This window comes from Escherichia marmotae, assembly GCF_002900365.1.
GTDB classification, from domain to species: Bacteria; Pseudomonadota; Gammaproteobacteria; order Enterobacterales; family Enterobacteriaceae; genus Escherichia; species Escherichia marmotae.
Map to the genome: position 1 here is coordinate 1,408,219 of NZ_CP025979.1, position 14,525 is coordinate 1,422,743.

Here is a 14,525-nt window from a genome sequence, read left to right on the forward strand (position 1 = left end):
GCAAACGTTTTCTTATTGCGCCTTTTTTATGCTTTTTTTGGCTTTCCTTCACCAGATAAATCATTTCGACTCACCAGCACCCTCTGTCAGACTGACCCAATTGTTATCAATGTTAACGAAATAAGAACAATTAGTTATAAGGAGAGAGTATGCGTGTCATTACCCTGGCTGGAAGTCCTCGCTTTCCTTCTCGCTCCAGTTCCTTACTGGAATATGCGCGAGAAAAGCTGAATAGCCTGGATGTGGAGGTTTATCACTGGAATCTGCAAAACTTCGCCCCGGAAGATTTGCTCTATGCACGTTTCGACAGCCCGGCTCTGAAAACTTTCACTGCACAACTGCAAGAGGCTGACGGGCTGATTGTCGCGACCCCCGTCTACAAAGCGGCTTATTCCGGGGCGTTAAAAACCCTTCTCGACCTGCTACCTGAACGCGCACTGCAAGGCAAAGTGGTTTTACCACTGGCAACAGGCGGCACAGTGGCTCATCTATTGGCGGTCGATTACGCACTCAAACCGGTACTAAGCGCTTTAAAAGCGCAGGAGATCCTGCACGGTGTGTTTGCCGATGACTCGCAGGTGATTGATTTCCAGCATAAACCGCAATTCACGCCGAATCTGCAATCCCGTCTTGATGTCGCACTCGAAGCCTTCTGGCAGGCGTTGCACCGTCGTGATGTCCAGGTTCCTGATCTTTTCTCTCTACGAGGAAACGCCCATGCGTAACATATTTAAACTGGCGCTGGCGGGATTACTTAGCGTCACTACGCTCGCGGTTGCTGCGGAGTCTTCGCCTGAAGCGTTACGGATAGGTTATCAGAAAGGCAGCATCAGCATGGTGCTGGCAAAAAGCCATCAACTCCTGGAAAAACGCTATCCGCAAACAAAAATTTCATGGGTGGAATTTCCTGCGGGTCCGCAGATGCTGGAAGCACTCAACATCGGCAGTATTGATCTTGGCAGCACGGGCGACATTCCACCTATCTTTGCCCAAGTTGCTGGTGCGGATTTGGTATACGTCGGTGTCGAGCCGCCAAAACCAAAAGCCGAAGTCATTCTGGTGCCAGAAAACAGTCCCATAAAAACCGTGGCTGAACTGAAGGGCCACAAAGTCGCATTTCAGAAAGGTTCCAGTTCGCACAACCTGTTACTACGCGCACTGCAACAGGCCGGGCTTAAATTCACCGATATCCAGCCCACTTACCTGACACCTGCTGATGCCCGCGCGGCCTTCCAGCAAGGTAACGTAGATGCCTGGGCCATCTGGGATCCTTACTACTCTGCTGCATTATTACAGGGTGGTGTGCGGGTATTAAAAGATGGTACTGGTCTGAATCAGACCGGGTCGTTTTATCTGGCGGCCCGCCCCTATGCAGAAAAAAACGGTGCCTTTATTCAGGGCGTACTGGAGACCTTTAGCCAGGCCGATGCGTTAACCCACAGCCAGCGCGAGCAAAGTATCACCTTGCTGGCAAAAACGATGGGCTTACCGGCACCGGTAATAGCCTCTTATCTTGGCCACCGTCCTCCCACCACCATCAAACCAGTGAGCGCCGAGGTTGCCGCTTTACAGCAACATACTGCCGACCTGTTTTATGAAAATCATCTGCTGCCGAAAAAAGTCGATATTCGCCAGCGCATCTGGCACCCCACTCAACTGGAAGGAAAACAATTATGAGTCTGAATATATTCTGGTTTTTACCTACGCACGGTGACGGTCATTATCTGGGAACGGAAACAGAGTCTCGTCCGGTTGATCACGGTTATCTGCAACAGATCGCGCAAGCGGCGGATCGTCTTGGCTATACCGGCGTGCTGATCCCTACGGGCCGTTCCTGCGAAGATGCGTGGCTGGTGGCGGCGTCGATGATCCCGGTTACGCAAAGGCTGAAGTTTCTTGTCGCCCTGCGCCCTGGTGTAACGTCACCTACCGTTGCCGCCCGCCAGGCCGCCACGCTTGACCGTCTGTCGAATGGCCGTGCGTTGTTTAACCTGGTAACAGGCAGCGATCCACAAGAACTGGCGGGAGACGGCGTGTTCCTCGACCACAGCGAGCGTTACGCAGCCTCGGCGGAATTTACTCAGGTCTGGCGACGTTTATTGCAGGGAGAAACTGTCGATTTCAACGGTAAGCATATTCATGTGCACGGGGCAAAACTGCTCTTTGCACCGATTCAACAACCGTATCCTCCGCTTTACTTTGGCGGATCGTCAGACGTCGCCCAGGATCTGGCCGCAGAACAAGTTGATCTTTATCTCACCTGGGGCGAGCCGCCAGCACTGGTAAAAGAGAAGATCGAGCAAGTGCGGGCAAAAGCGGCCGCACATGGTCGCAAAATTCGTTTCGGTATTCGCCTCCATGTGATTGTCCGCGAAACCAACGACGAAGCGTGGCAGGCCGCAGAACGGTTAATCTCCCATCTTGATGATGACACCATCGCCAGAGCACAGGCTGCATTTGCCCGCACGGATTCCGTGGGGCAACAGCGAATGGCTGCGTTACATAACGGCAAGCGCGACAACCTGGAGATCAGCCCCAATTTATGGGCAGGCGTTGGTCTGGTACGCGGCGGTGCGGGGACGGCGCTGGTAGGCGATGGTCCGACAGTCGCCGCACGAATCAACGAATACGCCGCGCTTGGCATCGACAGTTTTGTCCTCTCAGGATATCCACATCTGGAAGAAGCGTATCGGGTTGGCGAATTACTGTTCCCACATCTGGATGTTGCCATTCCACAGATTCCCCAACCACAGCCATTGAACCTGCAAGGCGAAGCGGTAGCGAATGAGTTCATCCCACGTAATGTCGCGCAAAGCTAAGGAAGAAAATGATGGCAACGCCAGTGAAGAAGTGGTTATTGCGCGTTGCCCCCTGGTTTTTACCGGTGGGCATCGTGGCGGTGTGGCAACTGGCCTCCTCGGTTGGCTGGCTGTCGACGCGTATTTTGCCCTCTCCGGAAGGAGTGGTGGCCGCGTTCTGGACGCTCTCGGCCAGCGGTGAGCTTTGGCAGCATCTGGCGATCAGCTCCTGGCGGGCGCTGATTGGTTTTTCGATTGGCGGATCGCTGGGGTTGATTCTGGGATTGATTAGCGGCCTGTCGCGCTGGGGAGAACGGTTGCTGGACAGCTCAATTCAAATGTTGCGCAACGTGCCGCATCTGGCGCTGATCCCGCTGATGATTTTGTGGTTTGGCATTGATGAGTCTGCAAAAATTTTCCTGGTAGCGCTCGGCACGCTGTTCCCCATTTATATCAATACCTGGCACGGCATCCGTAATATCGATCGCGGGCTGGTGGAGATGGCGCGTAGCTATGGCTTATCCGGCTTGCCGCTGTTTGTGCATGTGATCCTGCCTGGTGCCCTGCCCTCAATTATGGTCGGCGTGCGTTTTGCGTTGGGCCTGATGTGGCTGACGCTGATTGTTGCCGAAACCATCTCTGCCAATTCTGGCATTGGTTATCTGGCGATGAATGCGCGGGAGTTTCTGCAAACGGATGTCGTCGTCGTCGCCATTATTCTCTACGCCCTGCTCGGCAAACTTGCTGACATTAGCGCCCAATTGCTAGAGCGTCTCTGGTTGCGCTGGAACCCGGCTTATCATCTGAAGGAGGCCACGGCATGAATACTGCCCGTCTGAACCAGGGTACACCACTGCTACTTAATGCGGTGAGCAAACATTACGCAGAAAATATCGTGCTGAATCAACTGGATTTGCATATTCCGGCAGGTCAGTTTGTGGCTGTTGTTGGTCGTAGCGGCGGCGGTAAAAGTACTCTGCTGCGTCTGCTGGCGGGGCTGGAAACACCAACCGCAGGTGATGTACTGGCGGGTATAACACCGCTGGCCGAGATTCAGGATGATACGCGGATGATGTTTCAGGATGCGCGTCTGCTGCCATGGAAATCGGTGATTGATAACGTTGGGTTAGGTCTTAAAGGCCAATGGCGCGATGCGGCGCATCAGGCACTGGCTGCGGTAGGGCTGGAAAATCGTGCCGGGGAATGGCCTGCCGCACTTTCTGGCGGGCAGAAACAGCGTGTGGCGCTGGCAAGAGCGTTGATTCATCGTCCGGGTTTATTGTTGCTCGATGAACCGCTGGGCGCACTAGACGCCTTAACGCGACTGGAGATGCAGGATTTAATTGTGTCACTTTGGCAGGAGCACGGCTTTACCGTCTTGCTGGTGACGCATGATGTGAGCGAAGCGGTAGCGATGGCTGACCGGGTGCTGTTGATTGAAGAGGGAAAGATTGGCCTGGATTTGACGGTGGATATTCCTCGCCCGCGCCGATTAGGGTCGGTACGGTTAGCGGAACTGGAAGCGGAAGTGTTACAGCGGGTGATGCAGCGAGGGCATTCTGAACAACCAGTTCGGCGTCATGGTTAACATGCCAGATGCGGCGTGAACGCCTTATCAGCCTACAAAACCAACAATTCCAACGGGTTTGTAAGCCTGATAAGACGCGCCAGCGTCGCATCAGGCACTTTTGTATTAAGCCAGTGCTTTGGTGATCTTCTCGTAAAGATCGCCAGAGAGATTATCCAACCCTTTCAATTGTTCCAGCGCCGCACGCATTTTCTCCTGACGTTTGACATCGTAACGTTTCAGGCGAATCAGCGGCTCAATCAAACGTGAAGCCACCTGCGGATTACGGCGGTTCAGATCGGTGAGCATTTCCACCAGGAACTGGTAACCACTGCCATCTTCAGCATGGAACGCTGCCAGGTTGCTGCCTGCAAACGCACCAATCAACGAACGAATACGGTTCGGGTTGCTCATGGTGAATGAGCGATGCTGTAACAGACCACGCACCGTCTCCAGCACATTCGCCGCTGGACTGGTGGCTTGCAGGATAAACCATTTATCCATCACCAGACCGTCCTGATGCCACCTGTCGTCGTACTCCTGCATCAACGCGTCACGGCACGGTAACTGCGCAGCAACCGCCGCCGAAAGTGCCGCCAGCGAATCGGTCATATTGTTCGCTTTATGGAACTGCTTACTCACTAACACGTCAGCCAGATGCGTTTCACCAAAGGCGAGGAAGCGCAGGCAGGCATTACGCAGAGTACGTTTCGCAATGTCTTCATGTTCAACACGATACTCACTCTGGTGATTGGCGTTATAGATAGCCAACAATTCATCCGCCAGTTCAGTCGCCAGTGTACGGGTGAGTGCTTCGCGAACTTCGGCAATGGCAATCGGATCGATGATATCGAATAGTTCCGCCATTTCATTGACAGAAGGCAGTGTCAGGATTTCTGCCGCCAGCGCCGGGTCGATCTTCTCATCGAGCAGCACAGCGCGGAAAGCATCTGCAACATGTGCTGGCAGCGATAACGGCTGCCCTTGTTGATGGCGAGCGACATTCAGTTTGATGTACGTTGCCAGCAGACTTTGCGCCGCATCCCAGCGGGAAAAATCATTGCGCGCATGACGCATCAGGAAGGTCAGTTGCTGATCGCTCCATTTATATTCCAGTTTCACCGGCGCGGAAAATTCACACAGCAGCGCAGGCACCGGCTGGAAGTAGACGTTATCAAAAACAAAAGTCTGTTCCGCCTGGGTGACATTCAGCACTGAATTGACCGGATGACCGTCCTTCTGCAACGGGATTACTTTGCCCTCGTTGTCATACAACTCAATAGCAAACGGAATATGCAGCGGCAGTTTTTCTGCCTGATCTGGCGTAGCTGGCGTGCGCTGACTGATGGTCAGGGTGTACTGCTCAGTTTCTGGATCGTAGTCGTCTTTAACAGTCACAATCGGCGTGCCGGACTGGCTGTACCAACGGCGGAAATGAGAGAGATCGACATTTGACGCATCTTCCATCGCCTGGACGAAATCGTCACAGGTTGCCGCACTGCCATCATGACGCTCGAAATAGAGCTGCATCCCTTTCTGGAAATTTTCTTCGCCCAGCAGGGTGTGGATCATTCGAATCACTTCTGCGCCCTTCTCGTAAACGGTCAGGGTATAGAAGTTGTTCATCTCAATGACCATGTCCGGGCGGATTGGGTGAGCCATTGGGCTGGCGTCTTCCGCAAACTGCAACCCGCGCATGGTGCGCACATTGTTGATGCGATTAACGGCGCGGGAACCCAGGTCAGAGCTGAACTCCTGATCGCGGAACACGGTTAAACCTTCTTTCAGGCTAAGCTGGAACCAGTCGCGGCAAGTCACACGGTTACCGGTCCAGTTGTGGAAATATTCATGGCCAATAACGCGTTCAATGTCGAGGTAATCTTTGTCGGTAGCGGTGTCGGTGCGCGCCAGTACATATTTGGAGTTAAAGATGTTAAGACCTTTATTCTCCATTGCGCCCATGTTGAAGAAGTCCACGGCAACGATCATATAAATATCAAGGTCATACTCCAGACCAAAGCGCTCTTCATCCCACTTCATGGAATTTTTCAGCGAGGTCATCGCCCACGGCGCGCGGTCAAGGTTGCCGCGATCGACATACAACTCCAGCGCCACTTCACGGCCAGAACGCGTGATGAAGGTGTCGCGTAGCACATCAAAATCGCCTGCCACCAGCGCAAACAGATAGCACGGTTTCGGGAACGGGTCCTGCCACTGTACCCAGTGACGTCCGTTTTCCAACTCACCTTGCGCAACGCGGTTACCGTTAGAAAGCAGGAACGGGTATTTGGTTTTATCGGCAATAATTTTAGTCGTAAAACGCGCCAGCACGTCCGGGCGATCGAGATAGTACGTAATGTGGCGGAAACCTTCGGCTTCACACTGGGTGCAAAGCGCATCGCCTGACTGGTAAAGCCCTTCCAGTGCAGTGTTGGACGCAGGGCTAATTTCATTAACGATCTTGAGCGTAAAACGCTCCGGTAAATTACTGATGACCAGTGCGCCCTCTTCTTCTTTCCAGGCGGACCACGGCTCATCATTAATATGAATAGAGACCAGTTTAAGATCTTCGCCGTCAAGACGAAGTGGAGCATCTGATGCACCATGACGGACAGCCTGGCTGATCGCGGTAACCACCGTCTTTTGCGCGTCCAGGTCAAAGGTCAAGTCAATATCAGTAATCTGGTAATCCGGCGCACGATAATCGTGACGGTATTTGGCTTGTGGCTGTTGAGTCATAAATAACCTTTAGCATCTTTTATAGAGTCAGGTGTTCAGTCTATTCCTGTTGTATAAATCTCGCTACGCAGAATCTTCATCTTTTCAGGTACAAACGCTTTTATTGCTACATTTTTATAACATACAGAGCGCAACGCCATCGACCATAAACGTGGCATATGGTGTGATCGGGGTTCAATAAATTGCGAAACAAGGTATACTCCAGCAGTTCCTGAAGATGTTTATTGTACTAAACGCTCCCGTACGAGGACGCTACTGCGCACCTATGACACAATTCGCTTCTCCTGTTCTGCACTCGCTGCTGGATACAGATGCTTATAAGTTGCATATGCAGCAAGCCGTGTTTCATCACTATTATGATGTGCATGTCGCGGCGGAGTTTCGTTGCCGAGGTGACGATCTGCTGGGTATTTATGCCGATGCTATTCGTGAACAGGTCCAGGCGATGCAGCGTCTGCACCTGCAGGATGATGAATATCAATGGCTCTCTGCCCTGCCTTTTTTTAAGGCCGACTACCTCAACTGGTTGCGCGAGTTCCGCTTTAACCCGGAACAGGTCACCGTCACCAACGATAACGGCAAGCTGGATATTCGTTTAAGCGGTCCGTGGCGTGAAGTCATCCTCTGGGAAGTTCCTTTGCTGGCGGTCATCAGTGAACTGGTACATCGCTACCGCTCACCGCAGGCCGACGTTGCGCAAGCCCTCGATACGCTGGAAAGCAAATTAGTCGACTTCTCGGCGTTAACTGCCGATCTCGATATGTCGCGCTTCCATCTGATGGATTTCGGCACCCGCCGACGTTTTTCCCGCGAAGTCCAGGAAACCATCGTTCAACGTTTGCAACAAGAATCCTGGTTCGTTGGCACCAGTAACTACGATCTGGCGCGTCGGCTTTCCCTCACGCCAATGGGAACTCAGGCTCACGAATGGTTCCAGGCGCATCAACAAATCAGCCCGGATCTTGCCAACAGCCAACGTGCCGCACTTGCCGCATGGCTCAATGAATATCCCGATCAACTGGGAATTGCGTTAACCGATTGCATTACTATGGACGCATTCTTGCGTGATTTCGGCGTGGAATTTGCCAGCCGCTATCAGGGGCTGCGTCATGACTCTGGCGACCCGGTAGAATGGGGCGAAAAAGCCATCGCGCATTATGAGACGCAGGGAATCAACCCTCAGAGCAAAACGCTGGTTTTCTCTGACAATCTGGATTTACGCAAAGCGGTCGAGCTTTATCGCCACTTCTCTTCCCGTGTGCAATTAAGTTTTGGTATAGGTACACGCCTGACCTGCGATATCCCCCAAGTCAAGCCACTGAATATTGTGATTAAGCTGGTGGAGTGTAACGGTAAACCTGTGGCGAAACTTTCTGACAGTCCTGGCAAAACAATCTGCCACGACAAGGCGTTTGTTCGCGCACTTCGTAAAGCGTTCGACCTTCCGCACATTAAAAAAGCCAGTTAATATCATCAGGGAGCCATAACGGCTCCCTTTTTTACCTTTAATTCCGAAATCTTTCGCTGCATCTGCGAATTCTGCTTGTCTGATTGCGGATGCCAGGTAACATAGGTATCCCCCCATTTCACGGGTGGACAAGTGTTTATTTTTTCCGACTATTAACAGAGAGAATATTATGAGCGTTGTGCCTGTAGCCGACGTACTCCAGGGCCGCGTAGCCGTTGACAGCGAAGTCACCGTGCGCGGATGGGTACGTACCCGCCGAGATTCAAAAGCTGGCATCTCCTTCCTCGCCGTTTATGACGGTTCCTGCTTTGATCCTGTACAGGCTGTCATCAATAATTCTCTGCCCAATTACAATGAAGACGTACTGCGTCTGACCACCGGTTGCTCGGTCATTGTGACGGGTAAAGTCGTGGCGTCGCCGGGCCAGGGGCAACAATTTGAAATTCAGGCCAGCAATGTTGAAGTCGCTGGTTGGGTTGAAGATCCAGACACTTACCCGATGGCAGCAAAACGCCACAGCATTGAGTATCTGCGTGAAGTCGCTCACCTGCGTCCACGTACCAACCTGATTGGTGCCGTTGCGCGCGTTCGCCACACGCTGGCGCAGGCACTGCATCGATTCTTTAACGAACAAGGTTTCTTCTGGGTTTCTACACCGCTGATCACCGCGTCCGATACCGAAGGCGCTGGCGAAATGTTCCGTGTTTCAACACTGGATCTGGAAAACCTGCCACGTAACGATCAGGGCAAAGTTGATTTCGACAAAGATTTCTTCGGTAAAGAGTCGTTCCTGACCGTATCAGGCCAGTTAAACGGCGAGACTTATGCCTGTGCGCTGTCTAAAATTTATACCTTCGGCCCGACTTTCCGTGCAGAAAACTCCAACACCAGCCGTCACCTGGCGGAATTCTGGATGCTGGAGCCGGAAGTCGCGTTTGCTAACCTGAACGATATCGCCGGCCTGGCAGAAGCCATGCTGAAATACGTCTTTAAAGCGGTTCTCGAAGAACGTGCTGACGATATGAAATTCTTCGCTGAACGCGTGGATAAAGATGCAGTTTCACGTCTGGAGCGTTTCATTGAGGCAGACTTCGCGCAGGTGGATTATACCGACGCGGTAACCATCCTCGAAAACTGCGGTAAGAAATTTGAAAACCCGGTTTACTGGGGTGTGGATCTCTCTTCCGAGCATGAACGTTACCTGGCAGAAGAACACTTTAAAGCGCCGGTAGTCGTGAAAAACTATCCGAAAGACATTAAAGCGTTCTACATGCGCCTTAACGAAGACGGTAAAACCGTTGCAGCAATGGACGTTCTGGCTCCGGGTATCGGTGAGATCATTGGTGGTTCCCAGCGTGAAGAGCGTCTGGACGTTCTGGACGAACGTATGCTGGAGATGGGCCTGAATAAAGAAGATTACTGGTGGTATCGCGATCTGCGTCGCTACGGTACTGTTCCACATTCCGGTTTTGGTCTTGGTTTTGAACGCCTGATCGCCTACGTGACTGGCGTTCAAAACGTGCGTGACGTAATTCCGTTCCCACGCACTCCACGTAACGCCAGTTTCTAATTTAACTTTTCCGAGAGCCAGCACCCGCTGGCTCTTTTTTATCCCCTTCTGTCAAGTTATCTGTTTGTTAAGTCAATCAATCTAATTGCAACCCTGCCAAAGCAATCTTCCTGTTACGGAATGTTTCTTTGCAACATTTGCGAACAAAAAATAACCCATAGCCTTATTGCGGATTAGTCATTTCTTATCTGATAGCACAATTTTTATACTTATTATTGGCTTTCTGGATGGCTGAAAGTGTATTAGAGAGAAGTCACAGAGAGAAATCATCAGAAAGAAAATTTCTGTTTAGTTAGATTTAATATAAGTAAATCATATACATATATAAGATCCGCCATAAATATCATTAAATCCTGGTGGAAATATGACGGTGTTCACAAAGCTCCTTAAAATTAATATTTGGTTACACATTTTTTCTTTTTGTAACCATATCTTTATCTTTGTAGCACTTTCACGGTAGCGAAACGTTAGTTTGAATGGAAAGATGCCTGCAGATACATAAAGACACCAAACTTTCATCAATAGCTCCGTAAATATTTATTGACGAAACTTATTGACGGCAGTGGCAGGTGTCATAAAAAAAACCATGAGGGTAATAAATAATGATGAAGCGCAACATTCTGGCAGTGATCGTCCCTGCTCTGTTAGTAGCAGGAACTGCAAACGCTGCAGAAATCTATAACAAAGATGGCAACAAAGTAGATCTGTACGGTAAAGCTGTCGGTCTGCACTATTTTTCCAAGGGTAACGGTGAAAACAGTTACGGTGGCAATGGCGATATGACCTATGCCCGTCTTGGTTTTAAAGGGGAAACTCAAATCAATTCTGATCTGACCGGTTACGGTCAGTGGGAATACAACTTCCAGGGTAACAACTCTGAGGGTTCTGATGCCCAAAATGGCAACAAAACCCGTCTGGCGTTCGCTGGTCTGAAATTTGCTGATGCTGGCTCAATCGATTACGGTCGTAACTATGGTGTTGTTTATGACGCACTGGGTTACACCGATATGCTGCCGGAATTTGGTGGTGACACTGCATACAGCGATGACTTCTTCGTTGGTCGTGTTGGCGGCGTTGCAACTTACCGTAACTCCAACTTCTTTGGTCTGGTTGACGGCCTGAACTTCGCTGTTCAGTACCTGGGTAAAAACGAACGCGACACCGCACGTCGTTCTAACGGCGACGGTGTTGGCGGCTCCATCAGCTACGAATTCGAAGGCTTTGGTATCGTTGGTGCTTATGGTGCTGCTGACCGTACAAACTTGCAGGAAGCCCAGCCTCTCGGCCAGGGTAAAAAAGCTGAACAGTGGGCTACTGGCCTGAAGTACGATGCGAACAACATCTACCTGGCAGCAAACTACGGTGAAACCCGTAACGCTACGCCGATCACCGGCGGCTTTGCTAACAAAACGCAAGATATCCTGTTAGTTGCACAATACCAGTTTGACTTCGGTCTGCGTCCGTCCATCGCTTACACCAAATCTAAAGCGAAAGACGTAGAAGGTGGTATCGGTGATGTTGATCTGGTGAACTATGTTGAAGTGGGCGCAACCTACTACTTCAACAAAAACATGTCTACCTATGTTGACTACATCATCAACCAGATCGATTCTGACAACAAACTGGGCGTAGGTTCTGACGACACAGTTGCTGTGGGTATCGTTTACCAGTTCTAATAGCAGACCTCTTTGTTAAATGCCGAAAAAACAGGACTTTGGTCCTGTTTTTTTTATGCCTTCCAGAGCAATCTCACGTCTTGCAAAAACAGCCGGCGTTTTAATCAGTAATAGTTGGAATTTTGTAAATCTCCCGTTACCCTGATAGCGGACTTCCCTTCTGTAACCATAATGGAACCTCGTCATGTTTGAGAACATTACCGCCGCTCCTGCCGACCCGATTCTGGGCCTGGCCGATCTGTTTCGTGCCGATGAACGTCCCGGCAAAATTAACCTCGGGATTGGTGTCTATAAAGATGAGACGGGCAAAACCCCGGTACTGACCAGCGTTAAAAAGTCTGAACAGTATCTGCTCGAAAATGAAACCACCAAAAACTACCTCGGCATTGACGGTATTCCTGAATTTGGTCGTTGCACCCAGGAACTGCTGTTTGGTAAAGGTAGCGCCCTAATCAACGACAAACGCGCCCGCACAGCTCAGACCCCTGGTGGTACTGGTGCGTTACGCGTGGCTGCCGATTTCCTGGCAAAAAATACCGACGTTAAGCGTGTGTGGGTGAGCAACCCTAGCTGGCCGAACCATAAGAGCGTCTTTAACTCTGCAGGTCTGGAAGTACGTGAATACGCTTATTACGACGCGGAAAAACATACTCTGGACTTCGACGCCCTGATTAACAGTCTGAACGAAGCCCAGGCTGGCGACGTGGTGCTGTTCCACGGTTGCTGCCATAACCCAACCGGCATTGATCCTACACTGGAGCAATGGCAAACGCTGGCGCAGCTTTCCGTTGAGAAAGGCTGGTTACCGCTGTTTGACTTTGCTTACCAGGGTTTTGCTCGCGGTCTGGAAGAAGATGCTGAAGGTCTGCGCGTTTTCGCAGCTCTGCATAAAGAACTGATCGTCGCCAGTTCCTACTCTAAAAACTTTGGTCTGTACAACGAGCGTGTAGGCGCATGTACGCTGGTTGCTGCGGACAGTGAAACCGTGGATCGCGCATTCAGCCAGATGAAAGCGGCGATTCGTGCGAACTATTCTAACCCACCCGCGCACGGAGCTTCGGTTGTTGCCACTATCCTGAGTAATGATGCGTTACGTGCTATCTGGGAACAAGAGCTGACTGATATGCGTCAGCGTATTCAGCGTATGCGTCAATTGTTCGTTAATACGCTGCAGGAAAAAGGCGCAAACCGCGACTTCAGTTTCATTATCAAACAAAACGGCATGTTCTCTTTTAGCGGTCTGACTAAAGAACAGGTACTGCGTCTGCGTGAAGAGTTTGGCGTGTATGCTGTGGCTTCCGGTCGTGTGAACGTAGCCGGGATGACGCCAGACAACATGGCTCCGCTGTGCGAAGCGATTGTGGCTGTGCTGTAAGCATTAAAACCAATGAAGCCCGCTGTGAAAGCGGGCTTTTTTATGCGCCTTTACCAGACGGGAATTTCGTCTTGCAGGAAGGGGTTATGCAACCGTTCATAGCCGAGGGTGGATAACGGCCCGTGCCCTGGAATAAACGTCACATCATCGCCAAGCGGCAGCAGTTTATCTTTGATAGAGGAGATCAGTTGATTATGGTCGCCACGTGGGAAGTCACTGCGCCCTACTCCACCTTTGAAAATGACGTCGCCAGAAATCAGCAGTTTTGACTGATTATCAAAAAAGACCACATGACCCGGTGTATGCCCTGGGCAATGTAACACCTGTAAAGTCACATTCCCTATGCTGATCGTGTCGCCTTCATTCAGCCAACGATCCGGCGTCAGTGGCTGACACTCATCCAGGCCAAACATGCGGCTTTGCGCAGGCAAGCCTTGCAGCCAGAACTCATCTTCCTTTTCCGGACCAAGTACTGGCACGCCGTAATGTTTTGCCAGTTCCGCCGCTGCACCAACGTGATCCAGATGGCCATGTGTCAGTAGGATCTGCATCAGCGTCAGGCCGCTGGCATCAACTTCCTGTTTAATTTTTTCCGCATCACCGCCAGGATCAACCAGTGCTGCCAGGCGAGTTTGTTCACACCAGATCAATGAGCAGTTCTGGGAGAATGCAGTGACCGGAATAATACGATAATTCATACTGCCCCTGTTTCGTTAAGCGATTGCTACCAGTGCCGTGCAGGTCCGGTATCAATATGCACAAAGTTACTACGTGGGTAATATCCTACACCACCTGCGCGCATAGATAACGCGGCTTTGCGAATATTGCTTAACGCGACGCCTTCAATATGGAAATCCATCGCCTGGCCTTTGGTGTGATAGCTTTTCTTCGCTACTCCACGGCTGTGTGCGCGTAATTCATTATTGGTGTCGATAGAACGGTAACCAGAAATTAACTGTACCGGCTTGCGAGTACCTAACAGACCTTGCAGGCGATACAACTGGTCGAATAATCCTGGATCGATGGACTTTATTTTGTTCGCGCGGAAATCGCGGAAAAAATGGTTTAGTTTTGCCAATTCTTCCTGAATATAGCCTCTGCCATCGAAAAACTCCGCTTTAATTGACTCTCCAGTATGGAGATTGTTGAGTGTCAAAATACGCGGGCGTGGGGTGGAGAGTGTCGCAAACGCAGGGGTCGGCAAGATGGCAGCACCAAGTGCAACGCCACCAAGCGCCAGTAGTTTGCGGCGATTAGCGTCGAATTTGTCCATGGTAATCAAGTCTACAGGTCAATGTTATCGTTTATATGCACTTCTGGCGCACAAGAGTG

The 14,525-nt window shown here is 51.0% G+C and carries 12 protein-coding genes; 9 read left to right on the forward strand and 3 right to left on the reverse strand.

Annotated features, from left to right (window positions below):
• The first annotated feature begins 149 nt into the window (after nt 1-149).
• The 5 genes from ssuE to ssuB are packed head-to-tail and all read left to right on the forward strand — an operon-like array spanning nt 150 to nt 4,386.
• Nucleotides 150-725, forward strand: a complete 576-nt coding sequence (ssuE, locus tag C1192_RS07520; protein ID WP_001516126.1) for an NADPH-dependent FMN reductase — start codon at nt 150-152, stop codon at nt 723-725.
• Nucleotides 718-1,677, forward strand: coding sequence for a sulfonate ABC transporter substrate-binding protein (locus C1192_RS07525; protein WP_016242623.1), 960 nt, complete (start codon nt 718-720; stop codon nt 1,675-1,677). The genes ssuE and C1192_RS07525 overlap by 8 nt, the downstream gene beginning before the upstream one ends.
• Nucleotides 1,674-2,819 carry an FMNH2-dependent alkanesulfonate monooxygenase gene (gene ssuD, locus C1192_RS07530; protein WP_038355286.1) on the forward strand — a complete coding sequence of 382 codons (1,146 nt, stop codon included), beginning with the start codon at nt 1,674-1,676 and terminating at the stop codon, nt 2,817-2,819. Before C1192_RS07525 ends, ssuD begins: the two co-directional genes overlap by 4 nt.
• A gap of 11 nt (nt 2,820-2,830) precedes the next feature.
• A complete protein-coding gene (gene ssuC, locus C1192_RS07535; RefSeq protein WP_038355287.1) occupies nt 2,831-3,622 on the forward strand; it encodes an aliphatic sulfonate ABC transporter permease SsuC in 792 nt (263 codons plus the stop codon).
• On the forward strand, nt 3,619-4,386 hold the full coding sequence (gene ssuB, locus C1192_RS07540) for an aliphatic sulfonates ABC transporter ATP-binding protein (protein ID WP_001516122.1): 768 nt from the start codon (nt 3,619-3,621) through the stop codon (nt 4,384-4,386). The genes ssuC and ssuB overlap by 4 nt, the downstream gene beginning before the upstream one ends.
• Nucleotides 4,387-4,491: 105 nt before the next feature.
• Here ssuB and pepN read toward each other — a convergent pair whose 3' ends face one another.
• The gene (gene pepN / locus C1192_RS07545) at nt 4,492-7,104 is read right to left on the reverse strand and encodes an aminopeptidase N (protein WP_038355288.1); all 2,613 of its coding nucleotides are present in this window, start codon (nt 7,102-7,104) and stop codon (nt 4,492-4,494) included.
• A gap of 265 nt (nt 7,105-7,369) precedes the next feature.
• On the opposite strand from pepN, the gene pncB reads away from it, so the two are divergent.
• The 4 genes from pncB (at nt 7,370) to aspC (ending at nt 13,193) form a co-directional block, all read left to right on the forward strand.
• The gene (gene pncB, locus C1192_RS07550) at nt 7,370-8,572 is read left to right on the forward strand and encodes a nicotinate phosphoribosyltransferase (protein ID WP_038355289.1); all 1,203 of its coding nucleotides are present in this window, start codon (nt 7,370-7,372) and stop codon (nt 8,570-8,572) included.
• Between the two features lie 169 nt (nt 8,573-8,741).
• Nucleotides 8,742-10,142 (forward strand): asparagine--tRNA ligase, encoded by a 1,401-nt coding sequence (gene asnS / locus C1192_RS07555; RefSeq protein WP_000117892.1) that lies wholly within the window; start codon nt 8,742-8,744, stop codon nt 10,140-10,142.
• Between the two features lie 602 nt (nt 10,143-10,744).
• Complete coding sequence (gene ompF / locus C1192_RS07565) at nt 10,745-11,818, forward strand: porin OmpF (RefSeq protein ID WP_000977929.1); 1,074 nt, start codon at nt 10,745-10,747, stop codon at nt 11,816-11,818.
• 184 nt (nt 11,819-12,002) lie between these two features.
• Entirely contained in the window at nt 12,003-13,193 is a 1,191-nt protein-coding gene (aspC, locus tag C1192_RS07575; RefSeq protein ID WP_038355291.1) for an aspartate transaminase, read from the forward strand.
• Between the two features lie 50 nt (nt 13,194-13,243).
• Here aspC and gloC read toward each other — a convergent pair whose 3' ends face one another.
• Together gloC and mepK are read right to left on the reverse strand one after the other, a co-directional pair.
• A complete protein-coding gene (gloC, locus tag C1192_RS07580) occupies nt 13,244-13,891 on the reverse strand; it encodes a hydroxyacylglutathione hydrolase GloC (RefSeq protein WP_001109447.1) in 648 nt (215 codons plus the stop codon).
• Nucleotides 13,892-13,917: 26 nt separating this feature from the next.
• Nucleotides 13,918-14,466 carry a peptidoglycan L,D-endopeptidase MepK gene (mepK, locus tag C1192_RS07585; protein ID WP_001516120.1) on the reverse strand — a complete coding sequence of 183 codons (549 nt, stop codon included), beginning with the start codon at nt 14,464-14,466 and terminating at the stop codon, nt 13,918-13,920.
• Nucleotides 14,467-14,525 lie beyond the last annotated feature (59 nt).